Source organism: Botrimarina mediterranea, assembly GCF_007753265.1.
In the GTDB taxonomy this organism is placed as follows: Bacteria; Planctomycetota; Planctomycetia; order Pirellulales; family Lacipirellulaceae; genus Botrimarina; species Botrimarina mediterranea.
Map to the genome: position 1 here is coordinate 4794293 of NZ_CP036349.1, position 18811 is coordinate 4813103.

Below are 18811 nucleotides of genomic sequence, written 5' to 3' on the forward strand. Positions count from 1 at the left end.
GCGAAGCTCCAACGGCTTGCAGCAATCGCGATCGGACGAGGGTCCACTTCGGGACGCAGAGGTCGGAGGTTCGAATCATCTCAGCCCGACTTCTTTTAAACCCTGCCGAGTCAAGAGTTTCTGACACCTGCCGACGGTCGGCAGCGCGGCATTTCCCGGAGAGCCAAAACGGTACATACCGTTTTGCGCGCCTCCAACGATGGGAGATGCCTTTCATGCCAAGGCTCACGCAGAAGCTGCCCAATTACCGCAAGCACGCCGCCAGCGGCAACGCCGTTGTCACGCTCAGCGGCGTCGATCACTACCTCGGCCGCTATGGCTCCAAGGCAAGCCGCGTTCTCTACGATCGGCTGCTGGCCGAATGGCTCGCCGGTGGGCGCGCCTTCGCAGCGACCGAGGCCTCGCCGATCACGATCGTCGAGTTGTCGGCGCGTTACTGGCGGTTCGCGACCCGCTATTACCGCAAGAACGGCAAGTGCACCGGCGTAGCGCCGGCGATCAAGGCGACGCTGCGTTACATCGAGGAGTGGTATCTGGTCATCCTGACCGCACGAAGGCTCATCGATGTCTAGTGTCATGGGCCAACGCGCTGCGCCGTGGGCCCACTGCGCAGCCAGCCCTCCCTGATCCTCGCATAGCACTACTTTGCTGCGGCGCGGCGTAAGCGGTCCATCACGGCGTGACCGAGCCCCTCTTCAGGGAACGGTCGTGCGATTATGTAGTCGAGCCCCAGGGCGTCGAGCCGACGAATGGCGGCAAACAGGTTGTACGCGGCTTCACGAAGGCATTCTCGTTCCGACAGCACTTCGATCGCGACAAATTCGTTCGGTTTGGGCGCCGGCCCCAGCGTCAATAAGCCCACCTTCGAGTGAGGACGCGGAGGGTCAAAGGTAAGTTCTAGGGGTGTTGCCGGCGAGTAATGCCGCGCGAGCTGACCGGGGCTGGCAGGCCTACTGCCACCGGCGGATGCGAGTTTGAGAGGACCAACGACTTCTTCGATCTCTTCGGCCGTTACGCCGCCCGGCCTCAGCAGTACTGGTTGCTCATCGAGAAACGACACCACGGACGATTCGATGCCCACCGCACAGGGGCCGCCATCGATAACGTGTGGCAGTCGATCGCCAAACTGGTCCATGACGTGTTGTGCGGTGGTGGGGCTGACCGTGCAGAAGAGATTGGCGCTCGGGGCAGCAATTGGCGAGCCCGCCCGTTCAATCAGGCGACGCGCTAGAGGATGAGCGGGACACCGGATGGCGACACTCGCTAACCCCGCGGTAACGATGTCGGGGACGCAGTCAGCTTTCTTGAACACAAGCGATAGAGGTCCTGGCCAGAATCGCTCAATTAGGTCCCGGGCGGGCGGAGGGACGTGCATGACCAATGAGCTGAGTTGGGCGGGGTCCGCAATATGCACGATCAGCGGATCGAATCGGGGCCGCCCTTTCAGTTCGAAAATCTTGGCAACGGCGTCAGCATTAAGCGCATTCGCCCCGAGCCCATAGACCGTCTCGGTAGGGAACGCCACTATCCCTCCCAAACGGATTACCTCTGCGCAGCTATCCAGATCCTGCTCTGTCACCTTCAAACTTCCTGGTTTCCTAACGACTAGGAGACGGGGGCGCCCAACGCGAGACTCAAGAATGGACGTTGCGAGGCCGCGTCACTGCCACCTTGAACCAGTTTCCAGTTATGGGTAGTCCGGGGAAACCTTCGGTACTGCGCTCAACTCGATCCTAGCGGCTAGAGCCAAGCGTTCTTCTTGGCGTCGGGGTGATCGAGGATCAGAGCGAGAAGATCCGCGGTGCTGCAGTGAGACTCGATCGGATGTCGCAACGGATGACCGCTCTTCACACGGTAGTGGTTGCGACGGCCCACTTTCTCACGCTCGATGAATCCCTCCTCTTCGAGGTCGGAAAGGATCTGCTGGATCGCACGTTCGGTGATTCCGACCCGAGCGGCAATCTCCCGCAATGCGAGGTCGGGCTCCGCATTGAGCAAGATCAGGACATGCGAGTGGTTCGTCAAGAACGTCCAGCGGCGCCGAGCTTCTGAGCCGGACTTCTTCGCCGGGACTGCTTCCGGTGAGCGGGATGCGCTCGGGCTCGATGTTTTTTGGGGCTCGCCTTTTTCCTCAGCAGCGCGGCCCATCGCTCTCTTCTTCGGCATCAAGTTGCTTCAGCTCTAGGGGGGGCGGCTTCGACCTCCGGTCGCTGGTAGGAGAGAGCCCCCCGGAGTCAGTAGGGCCGCCTCAAACCATCTTATCGAAAAGTGGGCTAAACACCAGAAGCTCAATTGACGAAGTATATTTCCGGCATTATTCTTCTGCAGTACTCGCGTTATCCTACCACTCGGCCGGCAATCCCATGACGACCATCGTGTTGGTTTCGCTGATTTCCTCGGCGTTTATGCTGTTTCTCTTCGGAGCGGCGCCATCCGCAGCATGTAATCGACGGCCGGTAGCGATCCGGAGCGCCGTCACATTGCTTGCCGGTTGGCAGTCGGGATTGGCGTTGATCGCGATGCTTGGCCGCCTGTCGGGCGTGGTCGATCCGATTGCGGAGCTGCGGTGGCCACCGGTGGGACCGCTCGCTTGCGGCGTCTTCCTGGATGGCGTCTCGGGCCTAGTTTTCCTGCTGGTCAGTTTCATTGGGCTCATCGTATGCCAGTACTCAATCCGTTACCTCGATGGCGACCCGCGGCAGGGCGACTACTTCCGCTGGGTCGCGGCGACGATTGGCAGCGTCTCATTGCTGGTGCTGTCGGGCAACTTGCTCATGTTGGTGTTGGCCTGGGTCGCCACCAGCCTCTCGCTCCACCAGCTGCTGCTGCACTACCCAGGGCGTAGCGGTGCGCGGCGGGCCGCCTGGAAGAAGTTCGCCATCAGCCGTGCGGGCGACATTTTCCTCGTCGTAGCACTCCTTCTAGCGTTCCGCGAATTCGCAACGTTCGATCTTTCCGCTATCTTCGCGGCCGTCGCGCCCGGCCAAGTTCTCTCTGCCGAGCGCGATAGCACGCTAGCTTGGGTTAGTTGGCTGGTCGTTCTGGGTGGGATCACCAAGTCGGCGCAGTTCCCGCTGCATAGTTGGCTACCCGAGACGTTGGAGACTCCGACCCCGGTCTCAGCTTTGATGCACGCCGGGGTGGTGAACGCCGGCGGCTATTTGATTATCCGGCTGAGCCCGCTCTTGGTTCACCAATCGTCAGCTCTCGACCTATTGACGGTGGTGGGGACAGCGACAGCGGCTTATGGGGGGGTCGTCATGCTGACGCAGTCGAGCGTAAAGAAGGCCCTCGCGTATTCGACGGTCGCACAGATGGGCTTCATGATGCTCCAGTGTGGACTCGGCGCCTTTTCAGCCGCCATGCTTCACCTTGTCTCCCACTCACTCTACAAGGCGTACGCCTTCCTCAATAGCGGCAATGTCCTTAAGGACGAACGCGCCAGCCGAGTCGTCGCTGAACTGAACTCCGCCCGTCGTTTACGTCTAACCCAGTTGCCGCTGATTGCTGCGGCGTCGATTGTCGGCTCTTGCCTTATCGCATGGTTGATGGGCTTCGACGTTTCCTCCAAGCCTGGCGGTTACGCGCTGGCCGCTATCTTCTGCTTGGCGCTGACGATGGGTATCTGGGAATCGTTGAAAATCCCCCGACAAACGATCCGCCGTACGGCGGCCTTGGCCGCCGCAGGCCTAACCGTTCTCTACATCAGCGGCTACCTCGCGATCGACTCTCTGGTCGGCGCCAATGTGGCTCACTTTCCGTCGGATGGGAGGCCCTCGATCGCCGGGGGTGTCGTTGTCATCGCCTTCTTTGGGCTCGCTGCGCTGCAAGTCTTACTGCGACTTCCGGCGGCGCATCGCCGGCGCGACGCCCTCTACGTTCATGCAATCAACGGCTTCTACGTCGATGCGGCGATCCTACGTGTCGCTGGACCGCGCTTGTCGAAGAGATGACGACGATGACCGCCTCCTACGGCAGCATTCCTTCACTTAGCCCGGGACCAAACATGTGCACGACCATTGCGGCTGAGCCTTACGGACGCGAGGTGAAGGCCGAGCGTCCCTCCGATCCTCATCAGGTGGCGGCAGAGGCGTTGCGCGGCTTGGCGGAAACAATCGCGCCGGTATGGCCACTCGCCGACTACGTCGCCGTCAATCCCTACATGGGATTGACGGGAACCGACTTCTTGACGGCTCGTGAGTGGTTGCGGGGAGTTTCCGATTGTGAGCTGTTGATGCCGCTCACCTACTATCGACAGCGGTTCGTCGATGGCTATTTCGGCCGCGCCGAGATTGAGTTGGCGATCGACGAACTCGTCGATGCGGACGTCGAAGGCGCCGAGCTGATAACGGGCGGGATGCTAGAACAGCTGCTAAAAGCGTTGCCTTCCGAAGAAGCCGCGGCGTCAGGCGAGGAGACATCGAGGCGAGCCTCTCGTATCCGATCGATTTCCGCTGCCTACGACCTTTACGCTGACGCTTCGTGGACCCTCCGAATCCATGAAGAGATCGGTAAGCATTGCGCGGCCCACTATGACGGTGGACAAGCGTCTTGGTTGAGTCCGTGGAAAGAGCAGTCGTTGTATGCCGCGTGGCGTTCCGCGATGCGCCACGACCGACGCCTGGAGGTGCTGGGGCTATCCGGCGTAAGGGCGCTCGTCAGCGGTCTTCCCGCCGATACTACGACGGCCGTGGTTGAATTGCTAGAGGTCTCTGGTGTGCCCCAAGCGCTCTGGCGAGAGTACCTGCTCTGCCTAGCGTACGAGCTTCCCGGCTGGAGCGCGTGGACTCAGTATCAATCGGCTTGGCGGGAGGGGACCGAGGCTCGGGTTGGCGACGCGGAGGGAGACGATCTCTTCGGTCTGGTCGCGATGCGCCTCGCCTACGATATCGCTGTAGCGAAGCGATTTAACTTTTCGATGGACATCTCCGGCATGCTTCCATTGTCGACGCGGGGCGGGGCAGTCGCCACCGGAGCGCCTGGCGCTGAGGCGCTCGTTCGGTATGCCTTACTGCGCGCCTCGGAAATCGCCTATCGCAACGGTCTCCTGAGCAAGGTGTCAGCGACTCCCTCTGTCGAAGATGGTGCGGACTCCGCTGACGACGTCGCAGGGACCAAGGTGCGTGGAGCCCGGAAACTCGCTCAGGTAGCGTTCTGCATCGATGTGCGCTCGGAGCGGATACGTCGTCACCTCGAGATGGCTGGCGATCAAATCGAGACAATCGGCTTCGCCGGCTTTTTTGGTCTGCCATTCGCCTTCCAACGCCTCGGCGAATCGGTAAAATCCAATCAGCTGCCCGTTCTCGTGCGACCCCAATTCACGGTTGCGGAACATCTGCGTTCGGTGCCCACTGATCAGCAGAAGGCAGCCTGGAGCCGGCGGAACTTCGCACGAGTTGCGCGTAAGGCATGGAAGCGATTCCAAACCGCGTCCGTCAGCGCCTTCGCATGCGTCGAAGCCACTGGCTTATTGTTCGGCGCCAAACTGCTGCGGCGAGTCGTTGGGCGCAGTGCCGGCTCGATCGAGCCGCAGTACGACGGTGTCGCCTGCGCGCAGCGTGACCGGCTCGCCCCTGATCTAGCAAGTCTCGAATCGCAGGGCCTGACGAAGGATCGACAAGCCGACTTGGCGGCGTCGATTCTCACGGGCATGGGGCTGCGGACGGGCTTCGCTAGACTCGTCGTCTTCTGTGGGCATGGGAGCAAAACGGAGAACAATCCGCTCGCAGCGGGGCTCGATTGTGGAGCGTGCGGCGGCCATTCCGGCGAACCGAACGCACGCTTGGCCGCGCAGCTGCTCAATAACCCTGCGGTCCGCAAACAACTAATCGCGAAAGGGTTCGAGCTCTCCACAGAGGTCCATTTCCTCGCGGGGCTACACAGCACGACAACCGATGAGATTCGCTTCTTTGACCTCGACCTCGTGCCACCGTCCCATCGGCAGGATGTGGAAGAACTCCGTGCTGCGGCGAACACCGCCGCCAATGCAACCCGGTTAGATAGGCTGCCGCTACTCTCAACTGCGAGGGCGAGCGAGCCATTCCGGCGGGCGCAGGACTGGTCAGAGGTGCGGCCTGAATGGGGGCTTACCGGCAATGCCGCCTTCATCGTGGGGCCGCGCAGCCTGACTACTTCGATCTCGCTCGAAGGCCGCGCCTTCCTGCATAACTACGATCATAATAAGGACCCCGATGGGAAGGTGCTGGAGGGCATCCTGACGGCGCCGATGGTGGTGGGGAGCTGGATCAACCTCCAGTACTACGCTTCCACGGTGGATCCCCACCATTTCGGCAGCGGCAGCAAGACGATCCATAACGTCGTGGGCCGCTTCGGCGTCTTCTCCGGCAACGGGGGAGACCTGACAACAGGCGTTCCCTGGGAGTCGGTCCACGATGGCAAGGCCTATCGACACGAGCCTCTACGACTGCTCTCGGTGGTCGCAGCGCCGCGCACCTCGATTACCGCGATCCTAGAGCGACACGGCAATGTCGAGAGCCTGGTGGTGAACGGGTGGGTTCAACTCGTGGCTATGGAGGACGGGAAGTTCTATCAGCTGACTACCCGTAAAGACTGGCGCCCGGTAAAGCCCTATGGCCACCGAAAAGCTGCGGTCGCAGAAGTCAGATCGCGTGCTCCCATCACCATCGATTAGGCGAACGTGCCACGAGACTGGGAGGAAGGTAGGCCTGTGTTTCGCCACATCACCCCGTACCAACACGTTAGTTAACGAATCTTGGGACTCGAAAGGGAATCTGACCATGATCGCCTTCAGTGACGCGAGCGAGAGCAATCTGCATCTACAAAGACTTCAAGAAGTCTGTTTGCAGACGAACGTTCCTATCTCCTGGGTTGTGTTCGCCGATGACGATCCCGTCATGCTCCGCAGGCTAGCGGGGGCGCTTCAGAGAGAATCAGCGGTAATCTTGCCGATACCTCAAGCTCTTTGGGAGGCAGACGGTGACCTCCTGAAGGACGCTATTCTATGGCTCATAAAAGAGCGGAGAATCGCAAATTTGGCGCTCGTCGGAAACTCCGCAGCCGGCGTCCCGGTGAGCGATCCGTTTGTGACTGGCCAATCGGCGCCGCGTGAGACTACGGAGGAGCTGTTCACTCAAGTGCAGAGAGCGCAGCGATTGAAAGCGCAGGTTGAGAACCACTTTGCAAGGCAGATCCACTCGCTCCTCGCTGTCCCTGAGATCGACTTAGCCGTGGATGGGGGCGTGCTGAGGATGCACGCCCTCTACTACCGCGATGAAAGCGGTGTCTTCGCCGCTTACGATCCCTTGACTAGTTCATTCCGGGTGTTGGTCCGTTAGTCGTCCTCGTTCTTCCAATACCGGAGAGTTGGCCATGGCAAGAGAGCTCGGGGCCCTAACGGCCGGAATCGTGACCTCTAGCGTTCGCCCCCGTGCAACGTCACACCTCGACGCCCTGGAGTCCGAAGCGATTCATATCCTGCGTGAAGTCGCAGCCGCATTTGAGAATCCCGTTCTGCTGTACTCCATCGGCAAAGACTCCTCGGTCATCTTGCATTTGATGCGGAAGGCGTTCTATCCGGGGAAGCCGCCTATGCCGCTGCTGCATATCGACTCGACGTGGGAGTTCCGCGAGATGACGGATTTCCGTGAACGCTTCGCGCGACAACAGCTCGGCCTACGGGTCATCGTCAAAATCAATGAGGAAGGACGACGGGCCGGGGTGAATCCCTTCGACTTTGGCAGCAACGCTTACACCGAAGTGATGCGCACGCAGCCCTTGAAAGAGGCGTTGACAGAGCACGGCTTCGACGCGGCTATCGGCGGCGGTCGCCGCGACGAAGAACGCTCGCGAGCCAAGGAACGCGTCTTCTCTTTTCGGGATCGCAATCACCGCTGGGAGCCCCGCAACCAACGACCGGAACTGTGGAATATCTACAACACTTGGCGACGCCCGGGCGAGTGCCTGCGGGTGTTTCCGCTCTCCAATTGGACCGAGCTAGACGTTTGGCAGTACATCGAGCGAGAGCAGGCGCCACTTCCCGATCTTTACCTGGCGAAACCCCGCCCCGTCGTCATGCGTGGCGACGATCTGATTGTCGTCGATGACGAGCGGATGCGGCTGGAGGCCGGCGAGCAACCGGAGCTGAGGACCGTCCGCTTCCGAACGCTCGGGTGCTACCCGGTCACCGGCGCGGTTGAATCCACAGCGTCGACTATTGGAGAGGTCGTTCAAGAACTCATCGAGACTCGCTACTCGGAACGGCAGGGGCGCGCGATCGACCGCGACGAGGCTTGCGCCATGGAGCGGAAGAAGCGGGAAGGCTATTTCTAACGGCGGTCTTGATGCGTCAAGTCTCCTTCACCAGACCGACGCGTCGGCGTCGATATTCCACGCTCTAGTAACGCGATAACTCCCATGACATCCGGCACGATTGCGCCCGCGTTGAGCACCACCGCCGTCCGTCCGGTCGAGAAAGACCTCCTCCGGTTCATCACCTGCGGGAGCGTTGACGACGGCAAGAGCACTCTGATCGGCCGCCTGATGCTCGACGTGGGGGCGGTCTACAGCGATCAGATTGCGGCGCTGCAGATGGAGTCGGAGAAGCACGGCACCAACGGCGGTGAGATCGATACGGCTTTGCTGCTCGATGGTCTCGAAGACGAGCGGCAGCAGGGGATCACGATCGATGTGGCGTATCGGTACTTCGCTACCGAGAAGCGAAAGTTCATCATCGCGGACACACCCGGCCACGAACAATTCACCCGGAACATGGCCACGGGGGCATCGACCGCCGACCTCGCCATCCTGCTTGTGGACGCCACCAAAGGGGTTTTGACGCAGACTAAGCGACACGCGTTCATTGTCTCGCTGCTGGGGATCAAGCACGTCATCTTGGCCGTCAACAAGATGGACTTGGTTGCCTATGATGAAGCCACCTTCGACGCCATTCGTGGTGATTTTAAGCGATTTGCGTCGAAGCTCGATATCACCGATGTGCGTTTCGTTCCACTGTCGGCCCGCCACGGAGACAACGTCGCCGAGCCCAGCGCGAGGATGCACTGGTACGAGGACGGGTCGTTGCTGCACCAGCTTGAAACCATTTATGTCGGCTCCGACCAGAACTTGCGAGACTTCCGCTTCCCGGTGCAGTGGGTCAACCGCCCCGACAACGTCTTTCGGGGGTTTAGCGGGACGATTGCATCGGGCTCTGTCCGCGTGGGTGAAGAGATCGTCGTGCTGCCTTCCGGCAAGCGTTCGCGGGTCCGCAGCATCGTCACAATGGACGGGACACTCGATGAAGCAGCGGCGCCTCGATCGGTAACGCTAACGCTTGAGGACGAGATCGATGTCACCCGAGGGGACTACCTCTGCCGTCCGGGCAATCAGCCTCACGTCGGCCGTACGGGAGAAGCGATGCTCGTATGGATGTCGGAGACCCCCTTGAATCAAGGGCGCCCGCTCTGGTTCAAGAACGCAGCGGGACGAGCGGTCTGCGAGGTTGAGTCGATCCGTTACGAAGTGGATGTCAATACACTCCATCGCAAGCAATCCGACACGCTGCGGCTCAACGCCATCGGCCGTTGCTCGCTCAGTTTCCACCAGCCAATCGCGTACGACGCCTACGAAAAGAACCGCAAGACCGGCGCCTTCATCCTCGTAGATCGGATCACTCACGAGACGCTCGCGGCGGGCATGTTCCTCGACTACGGTCTGTCAGGGGATCTTGCGGGAAGCGAGCCGCGGTTCTTGCCGGCACGGCGAGTCCAAAGTCCCATCGACGACAGTCATCGTTTACAGCGGTACGGGCACGAACCGTTCACCGTCCTTCTGACGGGCCTGCCCGCGTCGGGCAAGACGACGATCGCGAAGCACTTGGAGAAGAGATTGTTCAGCCGGGGCGCCGTTGGCGTGCTGCTCGATGGTGAGTCGCTGCGGCACGGGATCAGCAAGGGCCTCGGCTTCTCCAAGGAAGAGCGGTCCGAGAACCTCCGCCGCGGGGCGGAAATCGCAAAGCTTATCAACGATTCAGGGCAGTTTTGCATCGCCGCGTTCTGCGCCCCCGAAGAATCCATGCGGCAACAGTTCTGCGAAATAGTAGGCCGACACCGTGTCGTCCATGTCCACCTCGATGCTTCGGTGGCGGCGTGCCGTCTCCGAGACACAACGGGACGTTATCTGGCCGCCGATAATGGTGAGATCTACGGCTTCCCCGGAGTGACGGCAGAATATGAGACCCCCGCCACCCCCGACCTAACGATTGTTACGGAAGAATTGATCGACCTAGAAGCTGCGGCGGGCAAGTTGATCGAGCGACTGGCGTCTGGCATTTGCAGCGGAGGCGGCAGCGTGGCGGTCGCCAAGTCTTGATCGGCGACGCTGCAGCAAGTCATCCATCAAGGCACCTGGGATTGCTTTCCTCTTGAAGACATCAATAGCCGCGAAAGGGGCGATCGGCACAGTGAGTCTATTACCTCGGGTACTCGAAGTGCGTGCGGCATGTTGTCGCGTGTAGCCGATATTTAGTCGGCGAACGCATCAAGCGACGGCCCTCGCTGCAGGGCTGCTGAAGCTACGTCGTAACTTATGTCCAGATTGATGTCCCAGGACGACGAACGATTGCCATTCCCACGAGGCCCGCACTACGCTCGGGTGTGCGGGATGTGATTCGGATCGTATGCTTCCCGTTCGTTGTCTTAATAAGGTGACTTGACGATGATTGTCCCTAGCCTACGTGAAGAGAACGTCAAGAAGATTCGAGCCGATCTCGATTTCATGGTCTGCGATAGCTCAGTACTTTGGGACACCGGCGGGACTTCGCATTTTATGCGCCGCTAGAGCCGGGGGGTGGTCGGCTTCGAATTGATCGGGAGACTTGTAGCCGAGCGTTTGGTGACGCCGCCTGGAGTTGTAGAACGTTTCGATGTAGCGGAAGACGCTCGGCCGGGCCTCGTCCATCGTGGCGTAGGCCCTCCAATAGGTCCACTCGTGCTTGAGGCTCCAGAAGAATCGCTCGGCGACCGCGTTGTCGTAGCAGTTCCCCGTGGGGCTCATCGAGACCTCGATCCCGAGCGTTCTCAACGTCTTCTGGTAGCCGTCGCTCGTGTACTGGCAGCCGCGGTCGCTGTGATGCAAGAGCTCGCCGTGCCTGGGCCGCCGTTTCTCGACCCCGCCGGTGTCCGAAAGTACTGGGCTATCGCCCAAACACTCCGGAGTTGTTCCACCGCCTTCTCGCGGAAGTACCGCCACAGGATCGACGCTAAGCCTGCGAATCCGAGGACGGCGAACGCCGATGGTTTTGAGTGAGGCTGAGACACGGGGCGAAAGCGCCCTCCTAGAGTAATGCCATCGACTCAGCGCGAGCCTCCGTTACGAAGTTGACGTATCGTAGGCTATCGGGCGGTTGCTTTGCGACTGGAGATACCGCCAAGTGCGTCGCAGCTGTCAAGGAAAGCGTTGATACTTCTTGAGTTACTAGCCGGCGGTCTTGCCGATTCTCTTCTGAAGTCGCGGGGCTTGCTCTCGCCTGCCCTGTACTGGAATGCTCGGCGGGGACGATGTCAGTTGAGCAACCGCCAACTGATCTGCAAGAAACTCCCTCCTGGGCTAGCGGACCATCAAAGTTGGTCCAAGGCGATGCAGCGCGCGTTGTGTAGGGTGTTCAATCCGGTGAAATCCCCATGCTGCGACAACTTTTCGCAGCGCTCGTTAACGACTACTCGCCACCCGCCACCATGCTTCCCGCCGTCGCAATGGCTGGCTGCTCTTGACTTGCAATCACGGCAAGACCTTCCGCGCTAAGACCTTACGACCCCGACGGTAATCATTCACTCGGCGTCGCGCCGATTGTGCGGCTCCGGTTCACCACGGCGGGGACCGACAAGCCAACGGACTCGACAGGGGTATGGTACCCACGAGTACAATTAAGGCTGATCAATCGAGAGTGATTCTTGGCTGATCCGGCTAGGAGATCCCGGTTCACGTTCCGCGCGGCTCTTTGGACGGGCCGCCTGGGAACGACCAGCAAAGGAGACCGCCATGCACGCCACTTCGGCTGTACTCACCCCCCCTCTCCCCGTGAGCCGGCCGCAATCTCTCGACCCTTACCGGGGATTCGTCCCGGGAGGGTGGTCGCAAGAGGTCAATGTCCGCGACTTCATCCAGCAGAACTACCAGCCTTACGACGGCGACGCCTCGTTTCTCGCCGGCCCCACCGATCGCACCCGCCACTTGTGGAGCAAGCTATTGGAGCTCTTCGTCGTTGAACGCCAGCGTGGCGTGCTGGGGGTCAGCCAAACTCCTTCGTCGATTACCGCCCACGGGCCGGGGTACATCGACAAGGACTCCGAGATCATCGTCGGCCTTCAAACCGACGCGCCACTGAAGCGAGCCATCTTCCCGAACGGCGGTTGGCGGATGGTCGTCAGCTCGCTGAAGGCCTACGGCTACGAGCCTGAACGAGCGGTCGCGGAGGTCTTCACCAAGTATCGCAAGACCCACAACGACGGCGTGTTCGATGTTTATACGCCCGACATCCGGAAGGCGCGGAGCACCCACCTCGTTACGGGGCTGCCCGACGCATATGGTCGCGGCCGGATTATCGGCGATTACCGCCGTGTCCCGTTGTACGGCGTCGATCGGTTGATCGAGGCCAAGAACGCAGAGAAGGCCTCACTTGACGAAAAGCACTCGACCGAGGCAGTGATCCGCGACCGCGAGGAGCTCTCCGAACAAGTCAGGGCGCTCCACGAGCTGAAGCAGATGGCGGCCGACTACGGGTTCGACGTTTCGCGTCCGGCGCGCAACGCCCGCGAAGCTGTGCAGTGGCTCTACTTCGCCTACCTCGCGGCGGTGAAGGAGCAGAACGGCGCGGCGATGAGCCTAGGCCGCACCAGCACGTTCCTCGACGTCTACTTTCAACGCGACCTTGCCGAAGGGACGCTCACGGAGGAAGAGGCCCAAGAGATCATCGACGACTTCGTCATCAAGCTGAGGATCGTCCGGTTCTTGCGGACCCCAGAGTATGACGGTCTCTTTAGCGGCGATCCCACTTGGGTCACCGAGGCGATTGGAGGCGTCGGCGCCGATGGCCGACCGCTGGTGACCAAGAACAGCTTTCGCCTCCTCAACACGCTCTACAACCTCGGCCCGGGGCCAGAACCGAACATGACGGTACTCTGGAGCAAGGCGCTGCCGGAGGGGTTTAAACAGTTCTGCGCGAAGGTCAGTATCGACACCTCGAGCGTCCAGTACGAGTCGGACGACCAACTGCGTGCGGTCACCGGGGACGACAGCGCCATCGCCTGCTGTGTTTCCGGCATGGAGATGGGCAAGTCGATGCAGTTCTTCGGCGCCCGGGTAAACCTCGCGAAGTGCCTGCTGTACGCCATCAATGGCGGTCGCGACGAGATAACCGGTGAGCAAGTCATGCCCCCCTTCGATCCTTGCCGGGGAGAGGTCCTCGACTACAACGAGGTGATGCAGCGGTTCGATGTAGCGATGGAGTGGTTGGCCCGCGTTTACGTCAACGCGATGAACTGCATCCACTACATGCACGACAAGTACGCGTACGAGCGTGTCGAAATGGCGCTGCACGACTACGCCCCAAGGCGGACGATGGCGTTCGGCATCGCCGGTCTGTCGGTGGTGGCCGACTCGCTCAGCGCGATCAAGAACGCGCGGGTGTGGCGTTACGGCGACGAGACCGGCCTGACCACCGACTACCGCGTCGAGGGCGAGTTCCCCGCCTTCGGCAACAACGATGATGAGGTGGATGGCTATGCCGCCTGGCTGGTCCGTGCCTTCATGGAAAAGCTCCGCAAGCACCCCACCTACCGCAACGCGGAGCACACCCAGTCGGTGCTGACCATCACCAGCAATGTTGTCTACGGCAAGAACACCGGCAGCACTCCTGACGGCCGCAAGGCCGGTGAACCCTTCGCCCCCGGCGCCAACCCGATGCACGGCCGCGACGTCGAGGGCTATGTCGCCAGCGCGCTGTCGGTCGCCAAGCTGCCGTACGAAGCGGCTCGCGACGGCATCTCCCTGACCCACACTGTGATCCCCTCGGCGCTGGGCTCCTGCGAGGAGGACCGCGTCGCTAATCTCGCCGCTTGTCTCGACGGATACTTCGGCTGCGGCGGCTTCCATATGAACGTCAATGTGCTCGACCGTGAGACTTTGCTCGACGCGATGGAGCATCCCGAAAGGTATCCGCAGCTGACCGTGCGGGTGAGCGGCTATGCGGTCAATTTCGTGAAGCTTACGCCCGAGCAGCAGCAAGACATCGTTAGCCGCACCTTCCACGAGAAGCTTTGAGCTCGTCTACCGACATGCCGCCTAGCGCCTGCCGCAACGTGGGCGAACCATCGGTCCGCGCTCGCGGCAGCGAGGGTTATGTTTTTAGCCACGACAACGCTTCGGCGGTCGATGGGCCTGGGCTGCGCTATGTGGTGTGGCTGATGGGCTGCATCATGCGTTGCCAGTACTGCCACAACCCCGACTCGTGGCAGATACAACGCGACAATCAGCGGCACAGCGTCAAGAACGTACTTGCCGACGTCGAGCGGTACGGCACGTTCCTCCGGGCGGCGGGCGGCGGCTTCACCGTCTCCGGCGGCGAGCCCCTCGTGCAGGCGCCCTTCGCCATGAACCTGCTCCGCGGCGCGCGGCGGTTGGGCCTCCACACCGCCCTAGATACGAACGGCTACCTCGGCGCGAGACTGGATAACGACGAACTCGCTGACATCGATTTGGTGCTGCTCGACCTCAAGGCATTCGGCGAAGAGCATCATCGCAACGTCACCGGCGTCAGCAACCGCACGGTCCTAGAGTTCGCGCGGCGCTTAGCAGACCTCGGCAGGCCGGCGTGGGTGCGTTTCGTGCTCGTCCCGGGTCTGACTGACGATGAAGACGACATCCGTCGCCTAGCCGACTTTGCCGCCCGTCTCACGAACGTCGAGCGGCTGGAGGTGCTGCCGTTCCATCAGATGGGCCGGCGCAAGTGGCGCGATCTCAAACTCCCTTACGCCTTAGAAGCGACCCCCGCCGCTACACACGATCAAGCCGAGGCCACCCGGACGATATTCCGCGAAGCGGGCTGCCGCGTGGGGTGAAGCATCTGCTTCGCATTGCCCGAACCCCTACCGGCGCCACTTCCATCGATAGGCACGGCTGACGCCAACGCTAGTAAGTCTGCTCGGTACTCCCTAACGTCCGGCAGCCCCGGGAAGTGTTCTAACCCTTCGCATGACTCACGCCCGCCTGCCGCGAGTTCTCGATGCTCTGCTTGGTCGCAACTTTGTCCGCTTCATTGAAGAACCTCAGTGCCAACGGACCACGCCGCGTGGGATTCTCAAATTCAGACGGGCCTCGTTCCAGGGCGGAAGGGCGGCTGGCGTCCCAAGCATCTCGCGCGCTGGGAGAGCCGTTGACGGGAGACAGCCACCGATTTTTGCGCTCAGTCGATCCTGACGCTTCTATGCCTTCAATTCTGGCAAATGCGATCTACAGCCAGGGCAACGCCACCCACGCCCACGCGACCAAGACCGGTGGAGCAATGAGGCCGACCAGCAGGCCCCCGACCAATAGGTCGGTCACCCGCAGCCGCCCCATGCCGTAGACGATCGCGTTCGGGGGGGTGCTGATCGGCAGGCACATCGCCGCAGAGGCCGCCAACGCAATCGGCACCGCCATCCTTGCGTCGCCGCCGGTCTCCTCCATCGCCGTGAGGACCGCGATCGAGATCGGCAGCAACAGGTTGGCCGTCGCCGTGTTGCTCATCAGGTTCGACATGACGATTGTCAAATAGCTGAACACCAGCACTAGCGTCACCGCCGTCCACCCACCAACGGGCAGCCGGCCTACAGCCCAGCCCGCGAGCCCCGTGTTCTCGATCGCTACGCCCAGCGACAGGCCCCCAGTGATTAAGAGCAATATGTCCCACGGTAGGGTCCGGATGTCTGCGGCGGTGAGGATCCCCGTTGCTGTCAGGACCGTGATTGGCACGAACGACACCAACGTTGTCGGCAGGCCGTGCAGTGGCGTCGTCATCCACAGGGCGACGGTGACGGCGAACGTTCCGACGACAACGATCTGCTGGAGCTTCGGCGCTCGGTCCGCCGCGCTGCCGGCGTGGAAGAGCAGGTCCTCACCCCGCCGGAACGCGCCGCTGCCGAGCTGCGACGCCACAAGGAACCCCCACATGATCGCCAGCAGCACCGCCGCCGAGGGAGTCGCTAGAAGCATCCACTGCGTGAAGTTCACCTCCGAGCGCCCGACGAGCAGCCCCACCGCTATCGCGTTGGGTGGGGTCCCGATTACCGTCCCCATACCGCCCAGGTTCGCCGCGTAGGCCACGCCCAACGTGAGCGCCTTCACTAGGCGGTCCCTCTCGGGGCGGGTCGCGAACAGTGGCGCGAGCATCGCCAGTACCAAGGTCGCGGTGGCCGTGTTCGACACAAACATCGACAGCGTCGCCGTCACCAACATTACCCCCATTAGCAGCATCGCTGGGCGCTGGCCGAAGAGCCCCAGCGCCCGGGCGGCGAGCCAACGGTCGAGCCCCGTCTTCTCCGCCGACGCCGCTAGGCAGAACCCGCCGAAGAACAGCCAGATCAGCGAGCTCCCCCATGGGGCGATGAACTGCTCCCAATCATTGGGTCCCGTCGCGTATACCCCGTCGGGCCGCCCCAGCAGCGCGATCAACAAGCCGATCGCTACTAGGCTCGTCGCGAAGGCCGGGATCGCCTCGGTCACCCACATCCCAGCTGCGAAGACCATCACAAATAGCGCCCGGTGACCCGCCTCGGTGAGACCGTCGTAGTGGGGCACAAACGCCGCCAGCGTCGCCACGACCAGGCAGGCCGCCACCGTCAGCATTGCCCGCACGTGCGAGAACTTGAACAGCCCCAGGACTTGTTCGGCGTCGCTGCGGCTGTCGTCGGCCATGGTCTTGATTGGGGCGTTCAAGGGGGCAACGTGGAGGGCCCGCATCTTCCCGCGACCGCTAAGCTGAGGCAACTACGTTACGCGATCGACGCGACGATTCACCGCACCATTGCGCCCTTACCTGCTGGGGGACTTTGCCGTCGCGGGTTCGCCCCGCACGCAGTGCTTCGCCAAAGTCTGTTGGCGGAAGGAATCGTACGGAACCACCAAGCTCGGCGCGAAGTTCGTGACGCCGCAAGAGCAGGGACCGCGTCGCCTGTCGTTTGGCTGCGCGTCGAGAGAGACGCCTCGGGAATCGGGTGCGGCCGAGGCGTTCGATGCCGTGACCCACCGAGGGGAGTGGGGGCGTCGGAAGAGACACGACCGCCCCCCCGGGTTGTTGTTGTCCGCGGGCCAGACGGGCCGAGCGAACAGAACGGGGCGAAGCCTCGACGAAAGAAACCCAATGTCGGTGTCGGGCCAACGGTTGTTCTGTTGATTCCCCAGTAGAGGCGGTCACGGATCGCCCGGTTACGGAATCTCTCAGAAGCCATTGAGGCAGCCCGATGCGTATCGATCGAACCTTATTGAACTTGCGATTGGCTATGGCCTTGGGCGTGGCCCTAGCGGCGGGCGTCGCCTGCGGTCGTGGCGAAGCGGCGGTGATCTTTAGCAATCTTGGGCCGGGCGACTCGTTCTCCAGCACCGGCCGCATCGTGCAAGGGCCGGATGTCGGCGCCATCGGCGACGTCAATCAAGGTTCGACCTTCACGGTGGGGCCGGCCGACGCCTTCTTGACGAGCTTGTCGCTAGGGATCGGCGTCAACGGCTCGCCTAATACGGGGACGGGCCCGATCGACGTGTTGATCGCCGCCGATGCCGGTGGCTCGCCGGGGGCCGTGCTGCGGACGCTATCAACAAACCTCGGCGCCACCGGCGACCAGCTCGTCACACTGCCAGACGACGGCTCCCTTGAGCTGTCGGCGAACACCACGTACTGGGTGCTGATGGACGGCGAGGGCGGCTTTGACGGGGCTTGGCGGTTCAACGACACGGGCGATGTCGGCCTCACGGCGGGGCAGAGCGAACCGAACCCGTGGAATCCGAGGATCGACGACGAACGCTACGCCCTCCGCGTCGAGGGACGGTTCGCCGTCCCCGAGCCGACGACAGGCCTACTGGTCCTAATCGGCGTTATCGTCGGCGGTGCGTCGCGCCATCGCCGAGTTCGATAGGGCCTGAAGAACCGGGCGCCGGCGCGGCTGAGCCTTGGGGTTGAGCCGCGTTTCGGCGTGCAGTGCGTCGAAGTGTGGCCCCGTTTCGCCCGGTCACATCGCCCGAATGCTCCCCGGTACGGCGCCGAAACCAGCCCTTAGTTGAGAGCCGAGCCACACCTAGTCGCCGCTGCTCGTCTTTCGAAACCCTGCCGTACCGATGGCGAGGAGATGGAGAATCGCCCCGGGCAGAATGAACGGGATGTAACCAACCAGGGTAGAGAGCAACCAGACCGCGCCCGCGAAACGCCGCCCGTCGTAGAACTGCCCCAGCCCCGGGACTACGAGGCTAAGCAACATGGGCAAGCCGGGACGCCAGCGTGTATCGCTTCGGCTAGGGCTAGTGGTCGGTTGCGCGGCGTCCGTCGTGGCTGGCATGGTTGAATTGCTCCAATTGCAGAAATCCTCGGCAGACTGGAATGCGAGAGCAACCATGGCGCCATCGAGTCGGCTGGCAATCGGAGAGGCTTCTGACGAAGCATTGCCGGCTCGGCGTTCCTTCGAGTTGTTGTCCCGCGAGAACGACGCGCCGCGCACTAAGTCGCGGCGATCAGGGGCTACGCTGCCCCAAGGCGGCTCGAGCGTGCCCGAGTACGGCGTGCCGCGGCGTGCGGATGAGCGGGGCGTCAACC

14 protein-coding genes are annotated in these 18811 nt (G+C 62.0%); 9 read left to right on the plus strand and 5 right to left on the minus strand.

Annotation, left to right across the window (positions count from 1 at the left end; translation table 11 throughout):
* Positions 1 to 215: 215 nt before the first annotated feature.
* Entirely contained in the window at positions 216 to 572 is a 357-nt protein-coding gene (locus Spa11_RS18430) for a hypothetical protein (protein WP_145115002.1), read from the plus strand.
* 68 nt (positions 573 to 640) lie between these two features.
* Here the strand turns inward: Spa11_RS18430 and Spa11_RS18435 are convergent, their stop codons facing one another.
* Both Spa11_RS18435 and Spa11_RS18440 read right to left on the minus strand, forming a co-directional pair.
* Entirely contained in the window at positions 641 to 1579 is a 939-nt protein-coding gene (locus Spa11_RS18435) for an L-threonylcarbamoyladenylate synthase (RefSeq protein ID WP_261342299.1), read from the minus strand.
* 161 nt (positions 1580 to 1740) lie between these two features.
* The gene (locus Spa11_RS18440; protein WP_197529498.1) at positions 1741 to 2166 is read right to left on the minus strand and encodes a helix-turn-helix transcriptional regulator; all 426 of its coding nucleotides are present in this window, start codon (positions 2164 to 2166) and stop codon (positions 1741 to 1743) included.
* Between the two features lie 197 nt (positions 2167 to 2363).
* Here Spa11_RS18440 and Spa11_RS18445 point away from each other — a divergent pair, with 197 nt between their 5' ends.
* From Spa11_RS18445 to cysN, 5 genes are all read left to right on the plus strand, one after another.
* Entirely contained in the window at positions 2364 to 3953 is a 1590-nt protein-coding gene (locus Spa11_RS18445; protein WP_197529499.1) for a proton-conducting transporter transmembrane domain-containing protein, read from the plus strand.
* A gap of 53 nt (positions 3954 to 4006) precedes the next feature.
* On the plus strand, positions 4007 to 6652 hold the full coding sequence (locus Spa11_RS18450) for a DUF2309 domain-containing protein (RefSeq protein WP_197529500.1): 2646 nt from the start codon (positions 4007 to 4009) through the stop codon (positions 6650 to 6652).
* Positions 6653 to 6758: 106 nt separating this feature from the next.
* Complete coding sequence (locus Spa11_RS18455; RefSeq protein ID WP_145115017.1) at positions 6759 to 7316, plus strand: hypothetical protein; 558 nt, start codon at positions 6759 to 6761, stop codon at positions 7314 to 7316.
* 70 nt (positions 7317 to 7386) lie between these two features.
* Positions 7387 to 8310 (plus strand): sulfate adenylyltransferase subunit CysD, encoded by a 924-nt coding sequence (cysD, locus tag Spa11_RS18460; protein ID WP_231933032.1) that lies wholly within the window; start codon positions 7387 to 7389, stop codon positions 8308 to 8310.
* 84 nt (positions 8311 to 8394) lie between these two features.
* Positions 8395 to 10347 (plus strand): sulfate adenylyltransferase subunit CysN, encoded by a 1953-nt coding sequence (gene cysN, locus Spa11_RS18465; RefSeq protein ID WP_145115023.1) that lies wholly within the window; start codon positions 8395 to 8397, stop codon positions 10345 to 10347.
* 420 nt (positions 10348 to 10767) lie between these two features.
* Here the strand turns inward: cysN and Spa11_RS23080 are convergent, their stop codons facing one another.
* On the minus strand, positions 10768 to 11181 hold the full coding sequence (locus Spa11_RS23080) for an integrase core domain-containing protein (RefSeq protein ID WP_231933034.1): 414 nt from the start codon (positions 11179 to 11181) through the stop codon (positions 10768 to 10770).
* 834 nt (positions 11182 to 12015) lie between these two features.
* Between Spa11_RS23080 and pflB the strand changes: the two genes are divergently transcribed.
* Both pflB and pflA read left to right on the plus strand, forming a co-directional pair.
* Complete coding sequence (gene pflB / locus Spa11_RS18475) at positions 12016 to 14295, plus strand: formate C-acetyltransferase (RefSeq protein ID WP_145115029.1); 2280 nt, start codon at positions 12016 to 12018, stop codon at positions 14293 to 14295.
* Positions 14292 to 15092, plus strand: a complete 801-nt coding sequence (pflA, locus tag Spa11_RS18480) for a pyruvate formate-lyase-activating protein (protein WP_197529502.1) — start codon at positions 14292 to 14294, stop codon at positions 15090 to 15092. The genes pflB and pflA overlap by 4 nt, the downstream gene beginning before the upstream one ends.
* 391 nt (positions 15093 to 15483) lie before the next feature.
* On the opposite strand, the gene Spa11_RS18485 is transcribed toward pflA, so the two are convergent.
* Complete coding sequence (locus tag Spa11_RS18485) at positions 15484 to 16926, minus strand: SLC13 family permease (RefSeq protein ID WP_231933036.1); 1443 nt, start codon at positions 16924 to 16926, stop codon at positions 15484 to 15486.
* Positions 16927 to 17471: 545 nt separating this feature from the next.
* On the opposite strand from Spa11_RS18485, the gene Spa11_RS18490 reads away from it, so the two are divergent.
* The gene (locus Spa11_RS18490) at positions 17472 to 18140 is read left to right on the plus strand and encodes a choice-of-anchor R domain-containing protein (protein ID WP_145115035.1); all 669 of its coding nucleotides are present in this window, start codon (positions 17472 to 17474) and stop codon (positions 18138 to 18140) included.
* Positions 18141 to 18299: 159 nt separating this feature from the next.
* Here Spa11_RS18490 and Spa11_RS18495 read toward each other — a convergent pair whose 3' ends face one another.
* On the minus strand, positions 18300 to 18479 hold the full coding sequence (locus Spa11_RS18495; RefSeq protein WP_145115038.1) for a hypothetical protein: 180 nt from the start codon (positions 18477 to 18479) through the stop codon (positions 18300 to 18302).
* Between the last annotated feature and the right edge of the window lie 332 nt (positions 18480 to 18811).

Coding starts and splice junctions, on each gene's coding strand:
- Spa11_RS18445 (WP_197529499.1), top strand. CDS start 2,364: ATGACGACCATCGTGTTGGTTTCGCTGATTTCCTCGGCGTTTATGCTG.
- Spa11_RS18450 (WP_197529500.1), top strand. CDS start 4,007: ATGTGCACGACCATTGCGGCTGAGCCTTACGGACGCGAGGTGAAGGCC.
- Spa11_RS18490 (WP_145115035.1), top strand. CDS start 17,472: ATGCGTATCGATCGAACCTTATTGAACTTGCGATTGGCTATGGCCTTG.
- Spa11_RS18495 (WP_145115038.1), bottom strand. CDS start 18,479: ATGTTGCTTAGCCTCGTAGTCCCGGGGCTGGGGCAGTTCTACGACGGG.
- Spa11_RS18440 (WP_197529498.1), bottom strand. CDS start 2,166: ATGCCGAAGAAGAGAGCGATGGGCCGCGCTGCTGAGGAAAAAGGCGAG.
- Spa11_RS18430 (WP_145115002.1), top strand. CDS start 216: ATGCCAAGGCTCACGCAGAAGCTGCCCAATTACCGCAAGCACGCCGCC.
- Spa11_RS18485 (WP_231933036.1), bottom strand. CDS start 16,926: ATGGCCGACGACAGCCGCAGCGACGCCGAACAAGTCCTGGGGCTGTTC.
- Spa11_RS18455 (WP_145115017.1), top strand. CDS start 6,759: ATGATCGCCTTCAGTGACGCGAGCGAGAGCAATCTGCATCTACAAAGA.
- cysN (WP_145115023.1), top strand. CDS start 8,395: ATGACATCCGGCACGATTGCGCCCGCGTTGAGCACCACCGCCGTCCGT.
- pflB (WP_145115029.1), top strand. CDS start 12,016: ATGCACGCCACTTCGGCTGTACTCACCCCCCCTCTCCCCGTGAGCCGG.